Origin of the sequence: Pseudomonas silesiensis (assembly GCF_001661075.1) — a bacterium.
GTDB classification, from domain to species: domain Bacteria; phylum Pseudomonadota; class Gammaproteobacteria; order Pseudomonadales; family Pseudomonadaceae; genus Aquipseudomonas; species Aquipseudomonas silesiensis.
This window is the reverse complement of sequence record NZ_CP014870.1, coordinates 2,681,944-2,708,476: the sequence shown is the minus strand read 5'-3', so window position 1 is coordinate 2,708,476 and position 26,533 is coordinate 2,681,944. Positions and strand designations below refer to the sequence as shown.

At 59.9% G+C, this 26,533-nt stretch carries 20 protein-coding genes; 15 read left to right on the top strand and 5 right to left on the bottom strand.

Going from position 1 to position 26,533, the window contains the following annotated elements; translation table 11 throughout:
• The first annotated feature begins 254 nt into the window (after positions 1 to 254).
• Together PMA3_RS12225 and PMA3_RS12220 are read left to right on the top strand one after the other, a co-directional pair.
• Complete coding sequence (locus tag PMA3_RS12225; protein ID WP_064677390.1) at positions 255 to 1,913, top strand: nitrite/sulfite reductase; 1,659 nt, start codon at positions 255 to 257, stop codon at positions 1,911 to 1,913.
• A complete protein-coding gene (locus PMA3_RS12220) occupies positions 1,897 to 2,391 on the top strand; it encodes a DUF934 domain-containing protein (RefSeq protein ID WP_064677389.1) in 495 nt (164 codons plus the stop codon). The genes PMA3_RS12225 and PMA3_RS12220 overlap by 17 nt, the downstream gene beginning before the upstream one ends.
• A 41-nt stretch (positions 2,392 to 2,432) precedes the next feature.
• On the opposite strand, the gene PMA3_RS12215 is transcribed toward PMA3_RS12220, so the two are convergent.
• The 3 genes from PMA3_RS12215 to sohB form a co-directional block, all read right to left on the bottom strand.
• Positions 2,433 to 6,311 (bottom strand): dermonecrotic toxin domain-containing protein, encoded by a 3,879-nt coding sequence (locus PMA3_RS12215; RefSeq protein ID WP_064677388.1) that lies wholly within the window; start codon positions 6,309 to 6,311, stop codon positions 2,433 to 2,435.
• The gene (locus tag PMA3_RS12210) at positions 6,304 to 11,160 is read right to left on the bottom strand and encodes an NEL-type E3 ubiquitin ligase domain-containing protein (protein WP_064677387.1); all 4,857 of its coding nucleotides are present in this window, start codon (positions 11,158 to 11,160) and stop codon (positions 6,304 to 6,306) included. Before PMA3_RS12210 ends, PMA3_RS12215 begins: the two co-directional genes overlap by 8 nt.
• Positions 11,161 to 11,361: 201 nt before the next feature.
• Entirely contained in the window at positions 11,362 to 12,384 is a 1,023-nt protein-coding gene (sohB, locus tag PMA3_RS12200) for a protease SohB (protein ID WP_064677385.1), read from the bottom strand.
• 203 nt (positions 12,385 to 12,587) lie between these two features.
• On the opposite strand from sohB, the gene PMA3_RS12195 reads away from it, so the two are divergent.
• From PMA3_RS12195 to PMA3_RS12170, 6 genes are all read left to right on the top strand, one after another.
• Positions 12,588 to 13,298 carry a histidine phosphatase family protein gene (locus PMA3_RS12195; RefSeq protein ID WP_064677384.1) on the top strand — a complete coding sequence of 237 codons (711 nt, stop codon included), beginning with the start codon at positions 12,588 to 12,590 and terminating at the stop codon, positions 13,296 to 13,298.
• Between the two features lie 63 nt (positions 13,299 to 13,361).
• Positions 13,362 to 13,676 (top strand): SCP2 sterol-binding domain-containing protein, encoded by a 315-nt coding sequence (locus PMA3_RS12190; protein ID WP_008154977.1) that lies wholly within the window; start codon positions 13,362 to 13,364, stop codon positions 13,674 to 13,676.
• Positions 13,677 to 13,982: 306 nt separating this feature from the next.
• Entirely contained in the window at positions 13,983 to 15,830 is a 1,848-nt protein-coding gene (locus PMA3_RS12185; RefSeq protein WP_064680685.1) for an amidohydrolase, read from the top strand.
• A 130-nt stretch (positions 15,831 to 15,960) separates the two neighbouring features.
• Positions 15,961 to 16,824, top strand: a complete 864-nt coding sequence (locus PMA3_RS12180; protein WP_064680684.1) for a LysR family transcriptional regulator — start codon at positions 15,961 to 15,963, stop codon at positions 16,822 to 16,824.
• 106 nt (positions 16,825 to 16,930) lie between these two features.
• Entirely contained in the window at positions 16,931 to 18,076 is a 1,146-nt protein-coding gene (locus tag PMA3_RS12175; protein ID WP_064677383.1) for a sterol desaturase/SRPBCC family protein, read from the top strand.
• Positions 18,073 to 19,161, top strand: coding sequence for an SMP-30/gluconolactonase/LRE family protein (locus PMA3_RS12170; protein ID WP_064677382.1), 1,089 nt, complete (start codon positions 18,073 to 18,075; stop codon positions 19,159 to 19,161). Before PMA3_RS12175 ends, PMA3_RS12170 begins: the two co-directional genes overlap by 4 nt.
• A 128-nt stretch (positions 19,162 to 19,289) precedes the next feature.
• Here the strand turns inward: PMA3_RS12170 and PMA3_RS12165 are convergent, their stop codons facing one another.
• Positions 19,290 to 19,532 (bottom strand): DUF465 domain-containing protein, encoded by a 243-nt coding sequence (locus PMA3_RS12165; RefSeq protein ID WP_064677381.1) that lies wholly within the window; start codon positions 19,530 to 19,532, stop codon positions 19,290 to 19,292.
• Between the two features lie 217 nt (positions 19,533 to 19,749).
• Between PMA3_RS12165 and PMA3_RS12160 the strand changes: the two genes are divergently transcribed.
• Positions 19,750 to 20,271, top strand: a complete 522-nt coding sequence (locus PMA3_RS12160) for a DUF4142 domain-containing protein (protein WP_064677380.1) — start codon at positions 19,750 to 19,752, stop codon at positions 20,269 to 20,271.
• A gap of 155 nt (positions 20,272 to 20,426) precedes the next feature.
• Here the strand turns inward: PMA3_RS12160 and PMA3_RS12155 are convergent, their stop codons facing one another.
• The gene (locus tag PMA3_RS12155; protein ID WP_064677379.1) at positions 20,427 to 20,696 is read right to left on the bottom strand and encodes a hypothetical protein; all 270 of its coding nucleotides are present in this window, start codon (positions 20,694 to 20,696) and stop codon (positions 20,427 to 20,429) included.
• A gap of 310 nt (positions 20,697 to 21,006) precedes the next feature.
• Between PMA3_RS12155 and PMA3_RS12150 the strand changes: the two genes are divergently transcribed.
• From PMA3_RS12150 to PMA3_RS12125, 6 genes are read left to right on the top strand one after another with little or no spacing between them, the layout of a single operon-like run.
• Positions 21,007 to 21,858, top strand: coding sequence for an STAS domain-containing protein (locus PMA3_RS12150; protein ID WP_064677378.1), 852 nt, complete (start codon positions 21,007 to 21,009; stop codon positions 21,856 to 21,858).
• Positions 21,859 to 21,862: 4 nt separating this feature from the next.
• Entirely contained in the window at positions 21,863 to 22,225 is a 363-nt protein-coding gene (locus PMA3_RS12145) for an STAS domain-containing protein (protein WP_059405963.1), read from the top strand.
• Positions 22,222 to 22,626 carry an anti-sigma regulatory factor gene (locus PMA3_RS12140; RefSeq protein WP_064677377.1) on the top strand — a complete coding sequence of 135 codons (405 nt, stop codon included), beginning with the start codon at positions 22,222 to 22,224 and terminating at the stop codon, positions 22,624 to 22,626. Before PMA3_RS12145 ends, PMA3_RS12140 begins: the two co-directional genes overlap by 4 nt.
• On the top strand, positions 22,617 to 23,633 hold the full coding sequence (locus PMA3_RS12135) for an ATP-binding protein (RefSeq protein ID WP_420848674.1): 1,017 nt from the start codon (positions 22,617 to 22,619) through the stop codon (positions 23,631 to 23,633). Before PMA3_RS12140 ends, PMA3_RS12135 begins: the two co-directional genes overlap by 10 nt.
• Positions 23,626 to 24,501, top strand: a complete 876-nt coding sequence (locus tag PMA3_RS12130; protein ID WP_064677376.1) for a sensor histidine kinase — start codon at positions 23,626 to 23,628, stop codon at positions 24,499 to 24,501. The genes PMA3_RS12135 and PMA3_RS12130 overlap by 8 nt, the downstream gene beginning before the upstream one ends.
• Entirely contained in the window at positions 24,491 to 26,437 is a 1,947-nt protein-coding gene (locus PMA3_RS12125; RefSeq protein ID WP_064677375.1) for a response regulator, read from the top strand. Before PMA3_RS12130 ends, PMA3_RS12125 begins: the two co-directional genes overlap by 11 nt.
• Positions 26,438 to 26,533: the final 96 nt, after the last annotated feature.

Below are 26,533 nucleotides of genomic sequence, written 5' to 3'. Positions count from 1 at the left end.
ACTCGACCACAGTTAAGACGATGATTGCCCCCACCACAACCGGGGGTTTTGCAACAACGAATCTCATTAGTCCTTTTGGTTCTTTACATATACTCAAACATCACTTTTGCGCATAACTACAAACTGGTATCTTGCCCCGGCTCCGTTGGGAGTGCGCGGCCGTGCGCGCAGAATTGCCGAGGCAGTATCGGAGACTTCAGCAGGCGAACAACGCAGCTGGATCCGACCGGCCCAAGCCTGAGAACAGGACTTATATGTACGTATACGACGAGTACGATCAGCGGATCATCGAGGACCGCGTCAAGCAGTTCCGTGATCAGACCCGACGCTATCTGGCAGGCGAGCTGAGCGAAGAAGAATTCCGCCCTTTGCGCCTGCAAAACGGGCTTTATATCCAGCGTTTCGCGCCGATGTTGCGGGTGGCGGTGCCTTACGGCCAGCTGACTTCGCGCCAGACGCGAATGATGGCCAAAATTGCCCGCGACTATGACAAGGGCTATGCCCACATCAGTACCCGGCAGAACGTGCAGTTCAACTGGCCGGCGCTGGAAGACATCCCGGACATCCTCGCTGAACTGGCGACCGTGCAGATGCACGCGATCCAGACCAGCGGCAACTGCCTGCGCAACGTCACCACCGACCAGTTCGCCGGTGTCGCCGCGGACGAGTTGATCGATCCGCGCCCATGGTGCGAGATCGTCCGCCAGTGGACGACGTTCCACCCGGAATTCGCCTACCTGCCGCGCAAGTTCAAGATCGCCATCAACGGTTCCACCTCGGACCGTGCCGCCATCGAAGTCCATGACATCGGTCTGGAAGCGGTGCGCAATGCCGCTGGCGAAATCGGCTTCCGCGTGCTGGTCGGTGGCGGCCTGGGCCGTACACCGGTAGTGGGCGCGTTCATCAACGAGTTCCTGCCGTGGCAGGACCTGTTGAGCTACCTCGACGCCATCCTGCGGGTCTACAACCGCTACGGCCGTCGTGACAACAAGTACAAGGCGCGGATCAAGATTCTGGTCAAGGCCTTGACGCCTGAAGTCTTTGCGCAAAAAGTCGAAGCGGAAATGGAACACCTGCGCGGTGGCCAGACCACATTGACCGAGGCCGAAGTGCATCGCGTCGCCAAACACTTCGTCGACCCCGAGTACAAGGCGCTGGACAACCAGAGCGCCGAACTCGCCAAGCTCGACAAGCAGCACCCGGGCTTTGCGCGCTGGCGCACCCGCAATACCCTGGCCCACAAAAAACCGGGCTATGTGGCAGTGACGCTGTCGCTGAAGCCGACCGGCGTTGCCCCGGGCGACATCACCGACAAACAGCTCGACGCCGTGGCCGACCTGGCCGAGCGTTACAGCTTCGGTCAGCTGCGCACTTCCCACGAGCAGAACATCATTCTGGCCGACGTGGAACAGGGCCGGTTGTTCGAGATGTGGGGTGAACTGCGCGAGCAAGGCTTCGCCACGCCGAACATCGGCTTGCTGACCGACATCATCTGCTGCCCGGGCGGCGATTTCTGCTCCCTGGCCAATGCCAAGTCGATCCCGATCGCCGAATCGATCCAGCGCCGTTTCGACGACCTGGACTATCTGTTCGACATCGGCGAACTGGACCTGAACATCTCCGGTTGCATGAACGCCTGTGGCCACCACCACGTCGGCCACATCGGCATCCTCGGGGTGGACAAGAAAGGCGAAGAGTTCTACCAGGTGTCCCTGGGTGGCAGCGGCACCCGCGATGCGAGCCTGGGCAAGATCCTCGGCCCGTCCTTCGCCCAGGACGTCATGCCTGATGTGATCGAGAAGCTGATCGACGTGTACATCGAACAACGTACCGAAGACGAGCGTTTCATTGACACTTATCAGCGTATTGGCATCGACCTCTTCAAGGAGCGCGTCTATGCAGCGAATAATTAAGAACAACGAGGTCGTCGACGAAACCTGGCACTTGCTGCCCAAGGACTTCAACATCGACGAGATCAGCAACTGCGACGACTACATCGTCCCGCTGCAGCTGTGGCGCGAACACAGCCGTATGCTCAAGGCCCGCGATGGCGGCCTGGGCGTGTGGCTGGATGCCGATGAAGAAGCCGAGGAAATCGGTGAGGACGTGGATCAGTTCCAGGTCATCGCCCTGAACTTCCCGGCCTTCACCGATGGTCGTAACTACTCCAACGCCCGTTTGCTGCGTGACCGTTATGGCTTCAAGGGCGAACTGCGGGCGATCGGCGATGTGTTGCGCGATCAGCTGTTCTACCTGCGTCGCTGCGGGTTCGATGCCTTTGCACTGCGCGCCGACAAAGACCCGTACGAAGCGCTGGAAAGCCTCAAGGACTTTTCGGTGACCTATCAGGCCGCCACCGACGAACCGCTGCCGCTGTTCCGTCGCCGCTGATTGTCAAGCCTTGAACCCCGCCCGGGGTTCAAGGCCCCCCCTTAGTTCGCGTCTAACGGAAACGGTCGCCGCATCGCCACCCAATCCCGGAACAGCTTCGCCCGGTCTTCCAGCACGCTGAAAATCGCCAACGGATTATCGGCATCCACCTCGGCCACTTCGACATCCTGCGCCAGAAGCCTCCACAACTCCTCTGACGCATCCGCTTCGCCCAGCAGTCGCCAGACCCTCGCTTGAAGCGTCAGATAGTCCACGCGAAAATCCGCCGTCAGAGTCAGTCTGTCAATAATCCTCAGGAAGCGCTCGCCAAAGCGTTTGTCGGCTAACCGAAGCCAGATCAGAATCCTGGCATGTCGTTGTGCTTCGTCGGCCTCGTCGGCCACACGTACCCATTCGTTGACGCTGCCGTAGTCAGGCCCGGGTTCGCTTAACCAGAGGTTGATGCCTGTTCGCTGCCGATGTTCCACCAGGCGCAACAGGGTATCTTCGTCGGTCAACGGATTGCCCTGCAGCAGGACCCGCTCACGGGTGATGGCCTGGTTCATGATGGGCGGTGGCACCCGCGTGATCTGATTATGTCGCAGGTCCAGCAGGTCCATGTACGGTTGGCCCAGCATGATGATCGGGCATTTGCTGATGCGCGTATTTCTCAGGTTCAACCAACGCAAGTCATTCATGCCCAATAGCAAGGGAGGAATGACCAGCGGGTTGTCGCTCAAATCCAGTCTCTGGAGCTGAGTCAGTTCTTTGAGTCGCGAGGCCATCGGCTCCGTGAACGCCATTTCAGTGGACCGCAGGTTCAACGACGTCAGATGTCGCAGCTCAAGCATGGCAGGCGGAATGGAACTGACCAGATTGCCGCCGTCATCGTGAAGACGGAGGTCGACATTTTCCAGATTCAGGGTGCGCAGCTTTGGAAAATTCTCGAGGAAATCATTCAGGGTTTCGCGCTCGAACAAGTGAAAACCCCGCATCGACAACTCGGTCACGGCGTCGAGACGAACATTCAGCCCGGGTAATCGGTGGTAATCTTCAAAATCCATGTTCATCGTGAATCCGTTCAGGTAACTACCTGAATAATGACTCTTTTCCTGCGGGGCACGTCTTTGCCAGATGGCGATCATTTCATCGGCCAATTCAGCTCTCATATCGCGTTCGACCTGAATCGTGTCATGCAGCAAGGTCACATTGCGCGCCTCGATCTCCTCCTCACTCAACCCCTGCGCTTCAATGTCAGCGGCATCGAGAAAAAGCAGGTCCATGTCTTCGACGTCGTCGGTCGTCTGATCGATCCAACTGTTCAAATCCGTGTTCAGTTGCTGGAGCTGGTCCTGCAAAGCGTCGAGATGTGCCTGGGCGCTCGCCCCCGCCCGCTGTAGCCATTCATCGGCATCGGCATCGGAGTATTCGGGGTAAAGGTCCCTGACCTGCGCCCTCATCAATTGGTGCCTTAACGCCCCGGGCGGCGGCGGGTCCGGAAACCAGCCGCCTCTGAGGCCCTGGCGTTCGAAGGGCAATCCGCTGTCTTTCCTTGCCGATCCGAGCATGAATTCAGACCTGGATAACTCCCGGTCGCCGATTTTCAGCCGCAACTCACTGGCGGGATCAAGCGACATCAGCTGCAACGCTGAACGCTCATCGTCGGTTAATAACCCGAGAACTGCACCGTAGAAGTCCGTTTGCAGATCCTGGTGCAGATAGTGATCGCCCGTCTTGACCAGTCGCCGAACGTGCGGAGCATCGAGCGGCCCGGTACGGTCCAGCACACGCCCGATGGCCGACTGATCCCGCACCTCAATGCACACATTTGCAGGCCAGCCGGGCAGGTTTTTCAGCGAGTGCAAGGCCAGTGTGTCTGCCTGCGGATGGCGTACCGACCGCAGGTACAAGCCCTCATAAGCCCGGTTGAGCCACACATGCTGTTGATATTGGCGAGCCTTGCTGTCCAGGCGCTTGAACAGGTGCACGGCCTCGCCGGCATCGGGTGGTATCCGGATGTCCACGCCATAGCGGTCGAGCATTTGTTCGATGGCGCTTTTCGGCAGGCCCGGGTATTCACGCTGGAACATCCGGACCCATTCATGCTCCGACTGTTGAAGGGCTTCATACCGGCTGTTGAACAGCTCCGGGCGCCCTGCCGACTCGAGATCCTGATCGATCCGGAATCGGCTGATCGTATCGGCCAGCAACGGCGTCGGCGGGCGCCCGGTGTTCATCAGGCGCAGCATGTCGTCATCGACCGCACAGACCTTGCCGATGCGGGCAAGTATTTCATCGCTGAAGGTAGCCACCGACGGCCCGATTCCGCGTAGCAGATCCAGCCGGGTCGGTACGGGAAGGATGGGCGTTGTCAGGGATGGCTCAAGTGCGGGCGCACTATCCGGTGCCGCTGAAGGATCGCTGGCCCGGTGATCCTTCAGCGGTGCGACATCAATCGCGTCGCGCTCCGCCGCGCCTGCGATGCCGACGATGGGCAGTGCGTTGAGCAAGCCAAACACCGTGCGCGTCACACCCTGCGAACGCTGGCTGGCCGTTGTGCCGTTGATTGCCTGGTCCAGTCCGTAACCGGCATCGATAAGCCCCGCTAACGCGAGCAATCCATCGCCACCAGGAATGAACAAAGCCAGCGGACCGAACCGGTTGACCCATTGCACGACAGGTTCGACCACCGCGCTCAGATTGTCGCGGTTGACCTGGGCATCGTCCCGTATGATTTTGACGCTGGCCAACGCGGCCTGCTTCATCGTCAGCACCAGCTGCGCAAAAGGGTCGGTACCTGCTGGCGCGTCATCAAAGCCGATGTACTCGGCAGGATCCCAATAGCCATCGTTGTTGAAAAAACCAGCCTCCCGGGTGAGCCGGTGCATTCCAGGATAGATCGCCATGCCCGCCAGCGCGGTCAGTACACCGGCGTGGAAGGTGCCGTCTGCGCGATCTTCCTCGGCAAAGTGAGCAGCCAGTGCTTGCTTCATTTCGTCGACGCGTCCCTGCGCGACAACCCATTGATGCAGTTGCCCGACATCGGTGAAGTCATGCAGCGGTGATGAATTGCCGGGGATGTACATCAATACCCGGGGGCAGGATGAACGACGGAAGATCCAGATGTCGGTCGCGGTATAACGATACAGTTTCAAGCGGCTCGCCTGGACCGTGGAAAGGATCGGGGTCGGTGCTTGAAGCGGGTTGATCGTCAGCGATTCCCATGTTTGATCCGGCGGCAGTCCTGCGGCCTCCAAAGCGAGTTCCAGGCCTTTTTGAGTCAGTCGTTGTTCATGCAGCTGCAACCAGGCGCTCATCACAAAGGCCGCCTTGACCGACGTTCTCAAGGCATAAGGCGCCGCAGCCATGAGCACCTCGTCCGAGGGCCACGCTTGATCGAGATAATCCTTGTACCGATCCTGCAGATCCAGCTCCCAGACCCACTTCTTGAAATCAGCCGGCCTCAGGGCGATCTGCGTCGAGGGTCCGTAGATTTGCGGAACGGTCTGTCGATAGATGCCTTCATAGGTCTGGTGATTACCGATACCCTGGTAGGCGAACTCGTCGACCTGCGCCACGAGGCGAACATCCGGGCCAATGTCAGGCGGGGTGTACAAGCCGAATGCGGTTTCACCCCATTGCCCGTCACCGACAGTCTGCTCGTTGAACAGCAGCGCTTGCAGCAGAGATCGGGAACTTGCCACTTGCCCCTGGTGGATGCCCCCCTGTGCGGGATGCCCGTTATAGTCGTAATCGAGCGTCACCAAAAGAGTGGTCTGCGGGTCGATACCCTGCCCCCATTTTTGCTTGATTTGGTGTTCGCCGAACTGGTCGGGGGTTTGTGGCAGCGCGAGGTCGACGATGCCTTTCAGATCGTTGCGCATTTGCCAGGTCGGTGTCGGATGGGGGGCGGCTACTTGATCATGAGGGCGCTCATTCATCAGACACCTCCTCGGCGGGCAGCTCCTCGGCGGGCAGCGGCAGTCCCGGATGTCTCTCCAAGGCGGCGACGGTCAAGCGTTCGAAAAATTGCACGGTGTCGTTTTTAAAGTTTTCGACGATTGCGTTCAGGCGCTGGGTCGCGGTGTCATGCGTCAAGGCGACTTGCGCTTCCAGTTGGGCAAAGGCCTGGGCACTGCGCTGGGACAGGGTGTCGAACGCCTCCTGATGAGTTTCCAGAAGGTATTCGTACCAGAACGTTCGGGCATTGATCGAGGCCAGCAGCTCCGCGGAGTTTTCGGCTTTGGCGACCTCTTGATAAGCGCTCTCGAGCGCCTCGGGGGATACGTCGACGTCCCGAACGAAATTCATTTCCCTGGGCTGGGCAGGCAGCTCAAGGCGTTCCGCCAGCCTCACGCGGTAAATCAGCTCGAGCTCCCGCGCCTGGGCGCGACTGAAGGGTCCGGACAACGTGCGGCGACCGATCTCGATCATGGCCTGCCGTTCCACCTGTTGCAGTCGAAACAGGCCTCTCAACAGCCGCACCAGCTCCCCCTCCAACGTACGATTTCCAGTGCGAGCCGAAACCACGGCTCGATAACACAAGACCCTCACCACCATATCGTTGAACAACGCCGCGGCGTTTACGGCGCTCACCCGGCCGATGCGAGCCGCTTGAAACAAGGTGCGTCGCAACGCGTCATCTTCGCCGGCCGCTTCCAGCACGTTCCATACCCGTTCAGTCAAATCGACTTGCATCAGGTCGTAATCTGCGGTGTCGTGTAGCCGGGCAAGCATATGGAAGAAATCCCTGGACCTTGGGTACAACGACAATGAGCTCCAAAGTGATTCTTTACGGGCCAATTCAGCGCCGGCCAGTCCGCTCATCCAGATCGAACCGCGCCTTGCGACATCCGGTTGCACGGCGGCGATCTGGAGGTAATCGGCGGCCAGAATCCCCAGGCTGATGCGGTTGGATTGCTGATAGGCGGCGAGCGCCTTCAGGCTCGACGCTGAAAGTGGGTTGCCATCGACGTTTGTGCCGAAGTTCAAGGCGGACCGAGCCTGGTAAACGGTTTCCGGGATGTGTGCGATGAGGTTGTCGCGCAGATCCAGTGTCTGCAGTTCCGAAAGATCATTGACCCCGACCGGCCAATCGACAATCTTCGTACCACGCAAGCCAAGGTGCCGCAGTTGCTTGAGGGCCGTGACCGTCGGCGTTTGCCCGAGCGCCGGGTTGAAGCTCAAGTTGAGGGTCTGCAGACGCTCCAGGCCATTGAGCAACGGGATCGATTCGGACGTCAGTTGAATCCGGTTATCGCTCAAGTCCAGGTGCTCAAGCTTGGGCATGGCCGCGATAGCCTGAGGGATTCGGGTCAATTGATTGCCGGTCAGGCTCAGTGTGCGCAGATTGGTGAAGTTGCGCAGAAATGCATTCAATCCGGCGCTGGCCCCTACTCCATCCATCTCCAGGGCGCCAATATGATTGAAGTTACCGATCATCGTCGGGATATCCCCCAGTGCCTGCGCATCGAAACTCAGTGTGTAAAGCATTTCCGGGGTGTCAGGCACGACACTGCCCTCTTTGCGCCAGGCGCGCAAAATCGACTGCGCGGCTCGTACCTTGCTGTGTTGAGGAACCCTGAGCCGTGGCCCGTCGTCATCCTGATAGTGGGTGTCGCGATTGACCCAGCGCTGCAGCGCATCGAGGATAGCCTGATGTTCCTGGCGCAGCGCCTCAAGTTTCTGGATGGCCACCACTTCGTCGGAGCCTAATGTTCTCAGAAAATGTTCGATCTGCGTTGGCGAGTGAGTGGTATAGAGCTCTTCGGCCCGCTGCAGCAGGGCCGGTGAACGCGGCAAGGGCTCGCCCGCCGGCGGGAGTCCCAATAAAATCGCTTTTGCGACCAACCGGTCAGCCAGGCCCATAGGCGATCTGTAACCGGTGCGTATCGGCTCGATACCGATGGCCCCCGCGATGACATCACGACGCTGCAAGGCCAGTGCCGTGATTTTTTCCCTTAACGCCACGCCGGCGTCTGACGCTTCGACCCCCAGCGCTTTGCGCGTAGTGACGGGCAAGCCTTCCCAAAGCGCTTGAAAAAAATGCGCGCGGGTGCGGTTCGGCTGCGTGAGCAGCTTTTTCCCACTGGCATCGGACGCTTCAAAACGGTCAGCGTGAGCTTCGATAAAGAGCTTGTGTGTAGCGTCTTTTGATCCAATGCTGGCCCGTTCATCAGCGTGCATCGCACATTCAACGATCTCGACAAACACATCGTTTGGCCAGCCCGGTAAATGTTTGAGGGTGTTGAGCACCAATCGGTCCGTGTCCAGCCCGCTGACCGCGTCCAGATACAGCCCTTCATAAGCCCGGTTCAGGCGCACTATCTGCGCATACCGCCGGGCTTCTTCGGCCAGCCGTAGCGGCATTTTGGCGTCTTCGAGCTGCTGCCATTCCGTGGTGTCGGCATTCTGTACCAGCTCGTCGGCGACACTGGCCGGCAGTTCGGCAAACTGCTCCAGGACAGGCGCGGCCTTCGTCTCGGCGATCACATTGGAGCGCTGATAGAAGCGGTCGAACAGCGACAACCGCTGGCCCTCTGCTCGCGCCGAGATCACGTTGGCCAGCGATTGGGCCTGAAGCGTTTCGCCCGTCGCCGAGCCAATCAGGGTCGTACGCTGCGCCGTGTCCAGCCCCTTCAGCAACGCTGGGTAAAACTGCCCTTTGTTGAAAAGATCTTCTGAGATCTTGATTTGTCGAGACGCCGAAGCCTGCCCGTATTGCTTGATTTCCCCACCGGTAATATCGGTAATGCTCACCTTTGTTCCCCGAGGCCATTGACCTGCGGATGTCAGCAGATACAACTGCAGGTCGGCGTCAGCCTGCGGCGCGGTGGTCGATAGACGCATGTGCTCCATGAAACCGTTGATGGCTTTATCCGCGCGAAAGCGTCGAACGGTGTCGACCAGCGTCGCCATGGGCTTGCTGCGGTCCGGATACAGCTGGCGCAACAGCGGTTCGTCGAGGCCACTGGCGGCAAGAATCTGTAATCCCTCGGTGTCCGGGATATCCTCCTCGCGATAGCCCAGGCGTCGAAACAACGTGAGCAGATTCCATTTCTGCGGCAGTTCGGAGTCGTGTAGCCACGCACCTGCGCCGTTGGTCTCCATCACCGGGGAGTAGCGTCCTGATGCTCCCGGCTGCTCGATTTCCCACAGGTCGGTGCCTTGAACGGGACGCACGGCATAAGTATCCGTCCCTTTTCGCAAGTACTGACGCTCACGCCACTTCACGAGCCCTTGTTTATCGGCAGGGAGTTTGCCCGGCACGACTGAGTGCTGGCGATAAGCTTTCAAGTCGGGTTTCCATAAGCGAACGGAACCGGAGCCAACCGGGACGGCCCTCAATCGACTGAGAAAATCCGAAGATTTGACGGCCTTGTACCCTTTGCCCACCAACTTGCCGGCGGCGGCCGTTGCCGCCATCAGAATCAGGTTTTCGATGACATCGAATAAGTAGTCGGTGGCTTCTTCCTGCTCCCCCCGGGACCAACTGTCGATGCCTTCGTAGACCTCTGCCAGCAATTGAAGCCCGGCGACGGCAAACATGACTTCACCCACCACCGGTATGAAGGAACTGAAGAACAGCAGCGTGTTGAGGCCGATGGTTTTATACGTCTCCAACCTGGCCAGGCGGGTTTTTTCATCCTCGTCATCCGTTGGCACCACCCGCAATCGCGCATCGGCGATCATATGGGCCGAGCGTTGGTGAAACAGGGTCAGGAACACATCATCGTCCAGATCAAACCCTTCAACCGGTACGAAAACACTGTCCTTCGGCAAAGGTGTTGTATTGACATTTAACAGCCGCTTATCCAGCGCCGTGTGAAAACCAGATCGGTCCCTCAGCAGAATGAAACGCATGAAGAACTGGCGAAAATCGGCGTCTCTAAGGCGCCTGCTCAATTGCGTCTCAAAATCCTTGAACGACGTATATTCCTTCAGAGGGTGCAAAGGGTCACCCGGCAGGTAAACCACGCATCGGTAATCATCGTCTGCATGTTCACTGACAGGGCCAACAAAGATTGCACCATGCAGCTTTACCTCCAGCAACTCCAACCCTTGATAACCTAGCGTGTTATTACCCAACTTGATCGATGAAGCGCTGTCCTTGACCAGCTTCAGCATGTCATAAACATCTTTACTGATATGTTTCCGCATGAACGCGATATGCATATCGACTTCAAACCGGTCTTTTGCATAGGCTTGATGTTTAATACGCAACTGCTCCGCCTCCAACACGGCTTTGACGTGGGCTTGGTACTGCTTACCCAAGTCCAGCGTTCGACACAGTTGCGCAAACTCATGGGGCTTGATTGACAGGATCTTGCTGGACCGCCCATTGATACGTTCCGGAATATAAAGCAACGAGTTGTCGTTATAATTTCCCGACACCGTCTCGCTGGATTCGAAATTTTCGCAGGCAGCCATCAACAGATCGCGGTCAATCGGCGTGATCAGCTTTTTCTTCAACCCCAGCAAGCTCGACGTCGAGCGCACATGCTGAAATACCACGCCTGCTATATCAAGCGGCTCGCCCAACTTGTCTGACATGGCTTTGGCCAACAAGGGTGTACAAAAGCTTTCAGGGGATTTCAATTCGCCCAAGGCATCGGCCACCGCACGTCGGGTGCGGTAACTTGCCAAAAGACTCTTGCGCAGGGCTGCGCGGACATCGGAGGGCGACTCAAGCAGCCAGGAGGGAGCCTGTTTTTTTATATGCGAGAAGAAGGCGCCTTGTTGTTCTGGCGTCATGCTATCCAACGCTGTGTTATTCGTTTTTACCGTCATGTTGAACAACCTTGAATCTGATTTGGACAACCAGATTAACGTTGAGCATTTTCTGATAAAAGTTCGAATAACCGATGAACAACAAGAACAAACAAACAACATTCCAATGCTTTAAAATATATATATACCGCACCGGATTCCATTCATGAATGCCAAGCGCCTTGTTGCCGAAAACCGGCAACAAGGCGTTCATGAGGTTCTTTACCAGAAGCGTTGTTGAGTCAAACGGCTCCACCAGGACAGCAAGACACGGTCTACCGACCCGCTGGCCGCCATGCCGATGCGCTCCTGCAGGCTTTTACGTTCCGCATAATGCAGGTGATACAGCTCGGACTTCTTCGCCCGCTCGGCGAGGTACTCATCGCTGGTCTTGAGTTCGTCCACCAGCTGCTTGTCCATTGCCGCGATGCCCAGCCAGATTTCACCGGTGGCGACCTTGTCGATGTCCAGTTGCGGGCGGTACCGCGACACGAAGTTCTTGAACAGCTGATGAGTGATGTCCAGGTCTTCCTGAAACTTCTCCCGGCCCTTCTCGGTGTTTTCGCCAAATACGGTCAGGGTGCGTTTGTATTCGCCGGCAGTCAGGACTTCGAAATCGATGTCGTGCTTTTTCAGCAGGCGGTTGACGTTCGGCAGCTGCGCCACCACGCCGATCGAGCCGAGAATGGCAAAGGGTGCACTGATGATCTTCTCGCCGATGCACGCCATCATGTAACCGCCGCTGGCGGCCACCTTGTCGATACACACGGTCAACGGCACACCGGCGTCGCGAATGCGCGCCAGTTGCGAGGACGCCAGGCCATAGCTGTGGACCATGCCGCCACCGCTTTCCAGACGCAGCACCACTTCATCCTTGGGCGTGGCCAGGGTCAGCAGCGCGGTGATTTCATGGCGCAGGCTTTCCGTGGCCGAAGCCTTGATGTCGCCGTCGAAATCGAGCACGAACACCCGGGACTTGACCTCGGGCTTTTTCTTTTGCTTTTTCTCGGTCTTGGCTTCGACCTTGCGCAGGGCCTTGAGCTGGTCTTTGTCAAGCAGGGTCTGCTCCAGGCGCTCGCGCAGCCCTTTGTAAAAATCATTGAGTTTACTGACCTGCAGCTGGCCGGCGGTCTTGCGTCGACCTTTGCTGCGCAACGCCGCAAAACTGGCCAGCACCACCAGGATGGCGACCACCAGTGTCACGGTCTTGGCCAGGAAAATGGCGAACTCGGCAAAAAACTCCACAATGACTCCTTCAATACGATGCGCTGCATAAACGCGCGCGCGATACCCTCAGCATACCCATGCGCGGTCCCGGCGACCAGTCGTGAAAACTCTAGCAACAAGGCTGGAACAGGCATTTCAAACAAGCGTATGTTTTTTCATTGACAGCTCACCGCCATCCTCATAACCTCGCCGGAACTTCAACGTACCGGGATGACGCGGACGTGGGCAGTATCTACCTGATTCGACATGGCCAGGCCTCCTTTGGTGCAGACGACTATGACGTCCTGTCGCCGACCGGTATACGCCAGGCAGAAGTCCTCGGCCAACACCTGGCCGGGCTGGGCATCCGCTTCGATCGCTGTCTCTCGGGCGACCTGCGCCGGCAGCAACACACGGCCAACAGCGCGCTGGAACAGTTCGTCGCCGTGGGCCTGCCGGTGCCGATTGTCGAAACCGATTGCGCCTTCAACGAATTCGACGCCGACGCGGTGATCCGCGCGCTGCTGCCAGCCATGCTGGAAGACGAACCCGAAGCGCTGGACATCCTGCGCAATGCCACGCAAAACCGCGCCGAATTCCAGCGCATCTTTGCGCTGATCATCGAGCGCTGGCTGGCCGGGACTTTTGACACACCCGGGCTGGAAAGCTGGCTGGGGTTTGTCGAGCGGGTACAAGCCGGTCTGCAGCGTATTCTCGAACAGGCCGACAACACCCAGAAGATCGCCGTGTTCACCTCGGGCGGCACCATCACTGCCCTGCTCCACCTCATTACACAAATGCCGGCCCGCCAGGCATTCGAACTGAACTGGCAAATCGTCAACACCTCGCTCAACCTGCTGAAGTTTCGTGGGCGCGAGGTGGCACTGTCTTCTTTCAACAGTCAGGCGCACCTGCAACTGTTGAAGGCCCCGGAACTCATCACGTTTCGCTGAGTCCGGACTATTGTGACCCTGGCTGTAACCACCCAGCTCTAATACCCAAGAAAGGATCGAACCATGACCTCCGTAGCTGATGCCGTACAAGCAATGAAAGCCAAGTTCAACCCAGCCGCCGCTGCCGGTCTGGACCTGGTATTCGGTTTCCGCATCGACGACACCAAGAACTTCTCGCTGATCGTCAAGGACAGCACCTGCGAGCTGCAAGAAGGCGAAAACCCGGACGCCCAGGTGACCCTGGTGATGGACGGCGAAACCCTGGAAGGCATCGTCAGCGGCGAAACCGACGGCATGCAAGCCTTCATGGGCGGCAAACTGCGCGCCGAAGGCGACATGATGCTGGCCATGAAACTGTCCGAGCTGTTCCCGGCCTAAGCACGTCGTTCCCGTCCTTCGGGGGCACGCCTGGCTGCAAACGAATCCCGCCCCTCGAGGCGGGATTCGTCGTTCTGCGCTCTTGGAAAACGGCTACTTGTGGATTTGCGGTCTATATTCCTTCTGGCCGCATGCGTCAGACATCGGCCGTTTGCCCTCGCTTTTTTTTGAAAAGCCTTTGCGCGGAGCATTGCCATGAGCCCACCTGACGACCACGACGGCTTCAATCGCCGACGTGTACTGCAAGGCCTTTCGGCAGGTGCCGTCGGTGCCTGGATCAGCCCTTTGCTAGCAGGGAGTAAAACCATGCCCGATGCCCCGGCCGACCTCATTCTGTACAACGGACGCCTGCACACGGTTGACCGCAAGAAGCCCCAGGCCAGCGCCGTCGCGATCAAGGACGGCCGCTTCGTGGTGGTCGGCAGCGATGCCCAGGCCATGGCCCTGCAAGGTCCCGGCACGCAAATCGTCGACCTGCACGGGCGCACGGTGATTCCCGGCCTCAACGACTCCCACCTGCACCTGATCCGCGGCGGCTTGAACTACAACCTCGAATTGCGCTGGGAAGGCGTGCCGTCGCTGGTCGATGCGTTGCGCATGCTCAAGGACCAGGCCGACCGCACGCCGACGCCGCAATGGGTGCGCGTGGTGGGTGGCTGGAACGAGTTCCAGTTCGCCGAAAAGCGCCTGCCGACCATCGATGAATTGAACAAGGCCGCGCCGGACACCCCGGTGTTCGTGCTGCACCTCTACGACCGGGCCTTGCTCAACCGCGCCGCCTTGAAGGTGGTTGGCTACACCCGTGACACGCCGAATCCGCCGGGCGGTGAAATCCAGCGCGACGCCAATGGCGACCCGACCGGCATGTTGATCGCCCGTCCCAACGCGATGATTCTCTACTCGACCCTGGCCAAGGGGCCGAAGCTGCCGCTGGAATACCAGGTCAACTCGACCCGCCAGTTCATGCGCGAACTCAATCGCCTCGGCGTCACCAGCGCCATCGATGCCGGCGGCGGTTATCAGAATTACCCGGACGACTATCAGGTCATCCAGCAACTGGCCAAAGACCGGCAGCTCACGGTGCGCATCGCCTACAACCTGTTTACCCAAAAACCCAAGGAAGAACTGACCGACTTCAAGAACTGGACCGGCACCTCCCGCTACGGCCAGGGTGACGACTTTCTGCGCCACAATGGCGCCGGGGAAATGCTGGTGTTCTCGGCGGCGGATTTCGAGGACTTTCTCGAACCACGCCCCGACCTGCCACAGACCATGGAGCAGGAACTGGAACCGGTGGTGCGGCATCTGGTAGAACAGCGCTGGCCGTTCCGCCTGCACGCCACCTACAACGAATCCATCAGCCGCATGCTCGACGTGTTCGAGAAGGTCAATCGCGACATCCCGTTCGACGGCTTGCCGTGGTTTTTCGACCACGCCGAAACCATCACCCCGCAGAACATCGAACGCGTCAAAGCCTTGGGTGGCGGCATTGCCATCCAGGATCGCATGGCGTTTCAGGGTGAATATTTTGTCGACCGCTACGGCGCCAAGGCCGCCGAAGCCACGCCGCCCATTGCGCGCATGCTCGCCGAAGGCATTCCGGTTGGCGCCGGTACGGACGCTACGCGGGTGTCCAGCTACAACCCCTGGACTTCGCTCTATTGGCTGGTCAGCGGTCGCACCGTCGGCGGGCTGGAGCTCTACCCGCAAGGCTTGAGCCGCGACACCGCACTGGAACTCTTCACCCATGGCAGCGCCTGGTTCTCCTCCGAGCAGGGCAAGAAAGGCCAGATCAAGGTCGGGCAACTGGCGGACCTGATCGCGCTGTCGGCGGACTATTTCCACATCGAAGACGAAGCCGTGAAATGGATCGAGTCGGTGCTGACCATTGTCGACGGCAAGATTGTCTACGGTAGCGTCGAGTTCGAAAAACTCGGGCCGCCGCCGGTGCCTGTGGTGCCCGAGTGGTCGCCGGTGGTTAACGTGCCCGGCCACTGGAAACCGCTGGCGCCGCTGACGGCGCAGGTTCACCAATGCGTGGGGGCTTGTGCGGTGCATGCCCACAGCCATGAGCGGGCGCGTTTGTCGTCGGCACCGGTCAGCGATTTCGCCGGGTTCTGGGGGGCGTTTGGTTGTTCGTGTTTTGCGTTTTGAATGCAGGTGAATTTGACGCACCCCGTGGCGCCGTTCGCCAGGCCGGCTCCTAAAGGGTCGGGTTGATCGTTAAACCTTGCAGGAGGTGCGCCTGCACTTACAATGGCGCACCTCCCGCAACGGCCTGCCCATGGACATCGACCTCGCCCGCACCTTTCTGGAAATCGTCCGCCACGGCAGCCTTGCCGCGGCAGCCGAAAAACTTCACGTCACCCAGACCGCGATTACCGCGCGGGTGCAGAAGCTCGAAAGCCAGTTGGGCAGCACGCTGTTCGTGCGCAACCGCGCCGGCGCTCGCCTGACCGCAAACGGCGAGGCCTTTGTGGTCTATGCCAATCAGCTGGTAGAGACCTGGGAGGCCGCGCGCCGGGACCTGCCATTGCCCGAGGGTTACCACGACGTGCTGCATATCGGTGGCGAAGTCAGCCTGTGCAACCCGCTGATGCTCAGCTGGGCCGGGGAACTGCGGGAGAGGATTCCCGGGCATGCCCTGCGCATGGAAATCCGCGACGGCGAAAACCTGCTGCGCCAACTGGAACTGGGGGTCCTGGATGCGGCGCTGGTCTACCAGCCCGAGTATTGGCCGCGCCTGCAAGTCGAGCAGGTCCTGGAAGAAAAACTGGTCCTGGTACGACTGGTCGCAAGACCCGATCCCTATGTGTACATCGACTGGGGCCCGGACTTCCGTCGCCAGCACGATGCCGCGCTGCCGGAAAAGGCCCGGGCCGCCTTGAGCTTCAACCTCGGCCCACTGGGCTTGCAGTACATCCTGGAAAACGGCGGCAGCGGTTATTTCCGAACCCGGGTCGTCCAGAGTTACCTGGAAAGCGGCGTCCTGGAAAAAGTGCCAAAAGCCCCGGAGTTCAGTTACCCGACCTACCTGGTCTACTCCCGCGACCGCGACTCGGCGACCCTGCAGCGGGCTTTCGATCTGTTGCGCGAGGTCATCCAGTCCGACGATGACTGGTCGCAACGCTGGAACCCGCTGGCCTGAGTCCCGTTTGCACCGGAGCATGGCGCTTGTGGCCTCAAGGTTCGCCCGGCTGAAACAGCGGGATCGGCTAATCTGCTGGTTATAAAAATAACCACAGGTGAACGCAGTGAGGCAAACCACCGAAACATTCCGCAGCCGTTACCGCGCCGAAATCCATCCGTTCTATAACCCGTGGCTGCATGGCGCCTTTGTGCTGCTGTTCGGCTTATTGGCCATCGCTGCATTCTGGAGCACCGTGCATCAGGTACAGCCGCTGCAGTGGCTGGCGGTGCCGCTGACCTTGTTGTTCTTCAACTTTGCCGTGTACCGGGTGCATCGCCACCTCGGCCATCACAAAAAAAGCTTCGCGCGGATGTTCTACGCCCGGCATGCCGGCGACCATCACAATTTCTTTGCTCCCGGCTACATGACCTATGACAGCCCCCGCGACTGGCGCGTGATTCTGTTTCCGGCCTGGCTGATCGTGGTGCACACGGTCGTCATCGCCCTGCCCCTCTGGTGGCTGCTTTCACAAGTCGACGCCAACGTCGGCGGGTTGTCCGCTGGCTGCCTGGTCCTCGGTTACCTGGCCTATGAAGTGTTCCATGCCTGCGAACACCTGCCGCCGGGCAATCCGGTCACCCGCCTGCCGTGGATCCGCCAGATGCGCCGCCTGCATGAACTGCATCACCGCCGCGAGCTGATGCAGGAGCGCAACTTCAACATCGTGTTCCCGCTGATGGACTACCTGTTCGGCACCCTCTATTGGGAACCGGAGCCAACGCCCTTGCATTCGACGAGCCACCCTATGACCCGCATGCGGCATCAGATAGATATTGCCGCCAATCCGATTGCCGTGCTCGCCTATGCCGGCACCGTGACCCATTGGCCGCAATGGCACCCCTCCTCCCTCAAGGTCGATGCCCGGGACGGGGCGTTGCATGCGGGGTCGCGGTTCGAGGAAGACATTCGAGCGGGGGGACGCGAGGGGCATTTGCACTGGGTGGTGGAGGAGTATTTGCCGGGACGCCGCTGGAGCGCCCGGGCGCAGGGCGATAACGGTTTGTCGCTGGTCTTGACGTACGAATGCGAGGCCGAGGGTGACGGCACGCGATTCGTCCGCACCCTGGACTATCAATTCAGCGGCCTGTGGATGCGCATTGCCAATCGCCTGCTGCTCAGGCGTCGCATCGATCGCGAGTCGGCAGCGTCGTTGCAGGCCTTGCGGGAAATGGCGCTGAAAGACCTGGCTTCGACAGGAGCCGCCGCGTGAGTGGAACCTTCAAGTTGCGCCATGTCGTGTTGCTGGTGGTCCTTGCCATCGGTGCCTTTCTGCTGCTGATGCCTACCCAGGTCGAACCCGTAGCCTGGACTCCGCCGCCTGCGCCTTCGCTGACCAGCGGGGTATACGCCGACAATCAGCGTCTCAAAGGCGTGGAGCGGGTCGGCGCCGCTGACATCGACGGGCCGGAAGCCTTGCTGCTGGAGGATGACGTGCTCATCACCGGCCTGCATGACGGTCGTTTGATCAGCACCAGCCTTGACGGCAAAATCACCAAAGTCCTGGCCGATACCGGCGGCCGACCATTGGGCCTGGCCCGCCACCCCAACGGCTTGCTGGTGATCGCCGACGGCGTCAAGGGCTTGCTGTCCCTGGACGCCCAGGGACGCCTGATTGCCTTGACCACTGAGGCCAACGACGTGCCTTTTGGCTTCACCGACGACGTGACCATCGACAAGTCCGGGCATTACGCCTACTTCAGCGATGCTTCCAGCCGCTTCGGCTATGGCCGGGACGGCGAGGCGATCATCGAGCACGGCGGCGACGGCCGTTTACTGCGTTATGACTTCCAGACCGGCAAGACCGTTGTGCTGATGGACAAGCTGGAGTTTGCCAACGGCGTGACCCTGGGGCCGGACGAACGCTATGTGCTGGTCAATGAAACCGGCGCCTATCGCATCAGTCGTTACTGGCTGAGCGGACCGAAAGCCGGCACCCGCGACTTGTTCATCGACAACTTGCCGGGCTTGCCGGACAACCTGGCGTTCAATGGCCGGGATCGCTTCTGGGTGGCACTGTACGCCCCGCGCAATGCCCTGCTCGATGCCATGGCTGCACATCCTTTCGCCCGCAAGATGATCGTGCGAGCGATGACCCTGTTGCCCAAACCGGTGGAGAAACGTGCGTTTGCGCTGGGCCTGGATGTGGAAGGCAAGGTGATTGCCAATCTGCAGGACGGGAGCAGCGGCAATTACTCGCCGATCACGACGGTTCGCGAGTATGGGGAGTGGTTGTATTTCGGGTCGTTGAAAGCGAAGCATATGGCGCGTTTGCCGCTCAGCACGGCGTTGCAGTGACCCGTGAGATCGGTCATTGGGGCACCTCGCATGGAGCCGTCGATTCGGGCTCTGATCATTCGAGGTGCCGGTATTTATCCCCGTTCCAATTTTTCAGTCACCGGTCGTCGGTGGCGGCATACGGAGGATCAGGATGGCGTTTGAAGTCGCTCGACAATCTTGTTCTTGACCTCCACACGCTTTGCCTTGAGCTTCTTCAGAGCTTCATCGCTGGGTGCGTCCGATTGGGCGGACTCGGCCTTCACGACCTCGGCGTCGGTCTGGGAATACTTGTTGATCAGTGAATCCAGTAACGGATCCTTGGTGCGTTTTTGCTGGATCTCTTCCTTTGTAAGTTTCAGGTCCTGATAAAGGTCATGGGTCACCGGCATGGAACACCTCCGTTTGTTGATCGGTGGCAAACGCGATCGATTGCGTTCACCAACTATCAGAATGGCCTTGGTTGACCGGTTCTGTCGACCGCTTATCAGACCAGCGGTGTCCGTTCGTCGTCCTTTCGAGAAAGCGATAAAACCTTTGTCCGCCCGTCGCCCTCCATTGCTTAACGATCAGTCGATCGCCCATGAAAACCTGTGTGGAGAATAACCAATGGACGGATTTACCCTGCGCCACCTCACTCTGGCCGTTGCCTTGAGCACCAGCATGGGCATGGCCTTTGCTGCCACCTCCAATGACTTCGTCGACAGCGCGGCCGCGGGCGGCATTGCTGAGATCGAAACCAGCCGGCTGGCCCTGGAAAAAAGCAAATCGGCCGATATCAAGGCATTTGCCAACATGATGATCACCGATCATGGCAAGGCGAACGATGAATTGGCGGCACTGGCGAAAAAGAATGACATCGAGGTGCCGGACACCACGACACTGGTGAAACAGGCCAAGGAAAAAATCCTTGAAGTGCGCGATGAATCCTTCGACGCGGCCTATGCCAACAATCAGGTCAAGGCGCATGAAGACACCATTGAGCTGTTCAAGAAAGAAGCCAACACAGTGACGGACGACAAAGTCAAAGGTGGAACCGAGCTGAAAGCGTTTGCGCAAAAAATGCTGCCGGCGCTGGAGAAGCATCTGGGCATGGCGAAAAAACTGCAGGCGGCTCATCCAAGCAAGTAACGCCAATTGTATGTAGGAGCGAGCTTGCTCGCGATGGACTCAAGAGCGACGCGTTTAATCAGTAATCACGCGTTATCGTTGACGACCATCGCGAGCAAGCTCGCTCCTACATTAACGATCCGTGGATGGGGCCTTTTTTGTGTGCTCGTTTCGATCTAGCCGCCGTCGGTATCGATATCCGCATCGGTGTCATCACTGGGCTTCGGCCGGTCCGGATTCGGCTTGAAACCGGGGCTGAATTCATTGTCGTTATCGGTATGGCGGTTCTTCTGGTCGACCGCCTGGTCGGCGCTTTCCGGTTTCGGGGTCTGCCCCTGGTGCTGCCCACCCGGTTCGATCGGCGTCTGCGGGTCAATCGCCGGATCATTACGGTTGACCGGTGCCCCCGTTTGATCCTGTTCCTGTGTCATCGCGTCGTCTTTCATAAGTACCTCGTTCGTCACTGCAAGTGCGGTTTAAACAGTCGGCCCTGTAGTTTCGAGGCGTTCCAGCCTGCAACGTTCAATCGGATGGAGCACCGCACCGGTGTACCGATGGATTTCGGTCAACGCCACCCCTTGTTTGCATGGGCACTGCCAGGCTCAAGGCCGCCTTCGCTCAACCAGCCTTGGCCTCAGATGCAGCCAATCGCAAAAACCTGTCAGGATCGAAAACTATTGCGTGCGGCAAATGTCACTGATTTGTGCCGATCAATATTTGGAGAATCGGCCACACTTTCCAAGGAGTCAAAGTCCCATGGCGGCACTGCAAACCAGCACACTCGATGCGATGAAAACGAACCGGACCCAACTACTGGGCGACTGGTCGAAAAACCTCGAAACCAAAGGCGCCTCCCGCAATCTCAAGGAACAGGACCTGAAACAGGAAACGTCGGATTTCCTGCACCTGGTCATTGCCGGCCTCGAACGGGGCAACGACCAGAACGTCGCATCCTCCGGCTGGGACGATATTCGCCAGTTTCTCGAAAAACTCTCCCATAGCCGTGCCCTCCTCGGCCAGGATTCGCACCAGACCGCCAGCTTCATCTTCGCCCTCAAGGGCCCGATGTTTGCGATGCTGCAAAACCATTACCAGGACAGTCCTGCGCTGCTGGCCGAGCAGCTCTGGGAGGTGTCCGAACTGCTCGACGCCCTGGGCATGCATACCATCCGCACCTTCCAGAAATCCCGCGAGGCGGTGATCAAGCGCCAGCAGGAAGAGCTGCTGGAATTGTCGACTCCGGTGGTGAAGCTCTGGGACGGCGTGCTGGCGCTGCCGATGATCGGCACCCTCGACTCGCAACGTACCCAGGTGGTGATGGAATCGCTGTTGCAGCGCATCGTCGATACCGGCTCGGAAATCGCCATCATCGACATCACCGGCGTGCCGACCGTCGACACCCTGGTGGCCCAACACCTGCTCAAGACCGTCACCGCGATTCGCCTGATGGGTGCCGATTGCATCATCAGTGGCGTACGGCCGCAGATCGCCCAGACCATCGTCCACCTGGGGCTGGACCTGCAAGGCGTGGTCACCAAGGCCAACCTGGCCGACGCCCTGAAACTGGCCCTGACCCGTTTGGGAATCACTGTCAGCAAGGCGGACTGAGCCGATGGAGCGCATTCCGATCTTGCAAATGGGCGACTTCCTGCTGGTGACCATCCAGGTCGACATGCATGACCAGTTGGCCCTGACCCTTCAGGACGATCTCTCCGAGCGCATCAGCCGGACCTCGGCCCGCGGCGTGCTGATCGATATCTCGGCGCTGGACATGGTCGACTCGTTCATCGGCCGAATGATCGGCACTATCTCCGGGCTGTCGAAAATCATGGACGCCCAGACCGTGCTGGTCGGCATGCAGCCGGCGGTGGCCATCACCCTGGTCGAGCTCGGCCTGACGCTGCCCGGCGTCAGCACGGCGCTGAACGTCGAGCGCGGGATGAAACTGCTGCAGGCGCGAGTACGCGAGCAATGACCGCGCGTAGCAGCGGCACTCACCCGATTCACATCGAGCAAGACGTGGTGCTGGCCCGGCAACTGGCGCGCAAGCTCGCCCAGGAGTGCGGCATGCGCCTGATCGACCTGACCAAACTGGTAACCGCTGTCAGCGAGCTGGCGCGCAACACCATGGTCTATGGCGGCGGTGGCGACATGGACTGGCAAATTCTCGACGAGAATGCACGCACCGGCTTGCGCCTGGTCTTCCGCGACGAAGGTCCGGGCATCCCCGACATCAAACTGGCAATGACCGATGGCTGGACTTCCGGCAGCGGCCTGGGGCTGGGCCTGACCGGCGCCAAGCGCCTGGTGGAAGAATTCGAACTGGAAACCACGCCCGGCAAAGGCACTCGCATAACGATCACACGATGGACGTGAACATGGGCGGGTCAATGACCCAAGTGTTGCCAATCGAAGACAGCAGCCAGATCGGCCACGCGCGACGCACCGCGCAGCAACTGGCGGAAAAACACGGTTTCGACGCCACCGATGCCGGCCGTGTGGCGCTGGTGACCACAGAGCTGGCCAGCAACATTCTCAAGCATGCCACCCGGGGCGAACTGCAACTGAGGGTCCTGCCGCGCGCTTCAGGTGCCGGGATCGAAATACTCGCCGTCGATCGCGCTCAGGGCTTCGATCTGCACGCGTGCCTGACCGACGGGTTCTCCACCGGCGGCACCCAGGGCATCGGTCTTGGGGCGGTGTCGCGCCAGGCCGAAGTGTTCGATGCCTATGCCGACGCCCGGGGCGCTGTGCTGCTGACGCGGTTGTATCCGCGCAGCGACAAGACACCGGATCGACGCTTCGGCATCAGCCAGCATGCGTTGCACCACGATCCAGCCTGTGGCGATGTCTGGCACCTGGCATTTGACGGCCCGCGCATCAGCGCCCTGGTGATCGACGGCCTCGGTCACGGCGAAGAAGCCGAGCGCGCCGCCCGCGCCGGCGAGCGCGTATTCGCCCTGTCGCCGTTCGCTTCGCCGCTGTTGCTGCTCGAGGACATCCACCACGCCATGATCGGCACCCGCGGCGGCGCCTTGGCCATTGCCCAGTTCGACGGCAACACCGATGCCCTGCGATTCGTCGGTATCGGCAACATCGGCGGCAGCCTGATCGCACCGGACAAATCCCGCGGCCTGGCCTCCCACCCCGGCATCGTCGGTGGCCAGTATCGGAAGGCCCAACCCTTTGACTATGCTCAGGTGAACGGTCAGCTTTTGATCCTGTACAGCGACGGCCTGCAGTCCCGATGGAACCTGCAGGATTACCCCGGCCTGGTGCACCGCCATCCGGCCGTGATTGCCGCCATCCTGCACCGCGACTTCTGCCGTGGACGGGACGATGTGACGGTGTTGGTCATTGCTCTGGAGGCAACCCATGGCTGAGATTCCGATGAGTCAGGTTGACGAACAAGCCGCCCTGATCGCGCAATTACAGGGTGAAGCCAATGCCTTGCGCGAGGAGCTGGATGAAACCAACCAGGGGGTGCTGGCGTTGTACGCCGAACTGGACACCCAGGCCGATCAGTTGCGCCAGGCCTCGGACCTCAAGAGCCGTTTCCTGTCGTACATGAGCCATGAGTTCCGCACGCCACTGGGCTCGATCCTGAGCATCACCGGTCTGCTGAGCGACGAACTCGACGGCCCCCTGAGCCCCGAGCAACACAAGCAAGTGGCCTTCGTCAGCGTCGCTGCCCGCGAGCTGAGCGACATGGTCGACGACTTGCTGGACCTGGCCAAGATCGAAGCCGGGCGCATCACCATTTCCCCGGCCTGGTTCGACATGTTCGACCTGTTCGCCGCCCTGCGCGGCATGTTCCGGCCCATTGTCGACGCCAGTGCGGTGGACCTGATTTTCGAAGAGCCGGTGGGCTTGCCAAGGCTCTACACCGATGACAAGAAGCTCGGGCAAATCCTGCGCAACTTCATTGCCAATTCATTGAAGTTCACCACCCGCGGCGAAGTCCGCGTCTCGGCCCGGCTGGAAGGCAGCGACCGCGTGCGCTTTGCCGTCAGCGACACCGGAATAGGTATCGCCCCGGCGCTACATGGCGCATTGTTCGAAGACTTCTCTCAGGTCGACTCACCCTTGCAGAAACGCCTTCGCGGAACCGGACTTGGACTGTCTCTGTGCAAACGCTTCGCAGCGTTGCTCGGTGGCGAAGTCGGGGTTCAGAGTACGCCGGGCAAGGGCTCGACCTTTTTCGTGATCATCCCGCTGGCCATCGCCATGGAGCCCGCCGATGAAACGTGACATTCGCCTGTTGATCGTCGACGACAACGTAGCGACCCGCTACGCCCTGCGACGGCGCCTGGAAAGCCACGGCTATGAAGTGCTGGAAGCCGGCACCGGCGGCGAAGGCCTGGAGCTGATCGACAGCGTCAACATCGACGCCTTGATCCTCGACGTCAATCTGCCGGACATGAGCGGTTTCGACATCGTGCGCAAACTGCGCGCCGAGGCGGTGACCGCCCTGCTGCCGGTGATTCACGTGTCGGCGGCCTCGATCCAGACCGGCGACATCATCACTGGCCTGAACGCCGGTGCCGATGCCTACCTGATTCACCCGGTGGACCCGGATGTGTTGCTGGCCACCCTGCGCACCTTGCTGCGCGTGCGGGAAACCGAAAATGCCCTGCGTGACAGCGAGGCGCGGTTCAGGGAAATTTTTGTCAACGTGTCGGCCCCCATCGCCGTGCTGGACGCCGAGCTGAAAATTCACGAATGCAACCATGCTTTCGCGCAGATGATCCAGGACAACCGCAATCCGGACGCCCTGCGCGAATGCTTTGCCGAAGACCAGGACGCGATCATCGACGAACTGCGCCTGCGCCTGGCCTATGGCGAGCGCTGGAAAGGCACCCTGACCATGCGGGTCCAGGGCAAAGTGCGCGATACCGAGTGGCAGATTTCGCCCTACCGCACGCCGGAACTGAGCCTGGTGTTCGTCGAGGATGTCACCGAACACCGGCACCGCGAACGCTCGCACCTGGCCCGGCTGGACGACGCCACCACCCAATTGGCCAAGGAAGTCGCCGAACGCGCACGCACCGAAGCCCAGCTGCTGCAAGTGCAGAAGATGGATGCGTTGGGCAAGCTGACTGGCGGCATCGCCCATGACTTCAACAACTTGCTCACCGGCATCATCACCAGCCTGGAGCTGATCCAGAAGCGGGTCGCCGCCTCGCGCACCGACAAGGTTCAGTTCTACGCCGAAGCGGCCTTGAATTCGGCCATGAGCGCCGCGTCCCTGACTCATCGCCTGCTCGCGTTCGCGCGCCAGCAACCCCTCGACACCCGCCCCGTGGACATCAACGAGCACGTGCGTTCGCTCGAGGAACTGTTGGTGCGTACCATCGGCGAGCGCATCGCCCTGAAACTGGAATTGACCACCAAGCCCGCGATCGCCCTGGTCGACCCGATCCAGCTCGAAAGCGCCGTGCTCAACCTGGTGATCAACGCCCGCGATGCGTTGCCCCAGGGCGGCAATGTATGGATCAGCACCTATGCCGCCTATTCTCACGGCGATCCCAATCTGGCCGATGGTGCGTATGTGGCCCTGGCGGTACGCGATGACGGCACCGGTATCGATCACAGTGTGATCGGCAAGGTGTTCGATCCGTTCTTCACCACCAAGCCGCTGGGTCAGGGCACCGGCCTCGGGTTGTCGACCATCTACGGTTTCGCCCGGCAATCGGGCGGCGACGCGCACATCCGCAGCGTGGCCCGGCGCGGCACCGAAGTCACCATCATGTTGCCCGCCAGTGCCGACCTCCTGGCCAGCGAAAACCAGCCGTCCAGCGTGGATCCGCAGGGTTGCGGTGAACATGTGCTGATTGTCGAGGACATGCCATCGGTGCGGATGTTCGTCGCCGAAGTGCTGGTGGATGCCGGCTACCGCTGCACGCAAGTGGGCGACATCGAAGGCGCTCTGGAGCGGTTGCAGAACGACGAGTCCATCGATCTGCTGCTGACCGACGTCGGCCTGCCGCGCATGAGCGGTCGCGAACTGGCCGATGTGGCGCGGGGCTGGCGGGACAAGTTGCCGATCCTGTTCATGACCGGTTACGCCGAAACCGCGATCAACCGCCAGGTGTTTCTGGGGGATGGCATGGAGATGCTGGTCAAGCCGTTCCAGATCAATGAATTGCTGGACAAGGTTAGGCGCACTTTGGACGGCGCCCGATAGATCGCCTTCGCGAGCAAGCTCGCTCCCACAGTGGACCAGTTGCTCACATCATTTGTGTACGACTCAGATCCCTGTGGGAGCGAGCTTGCTCGCGAT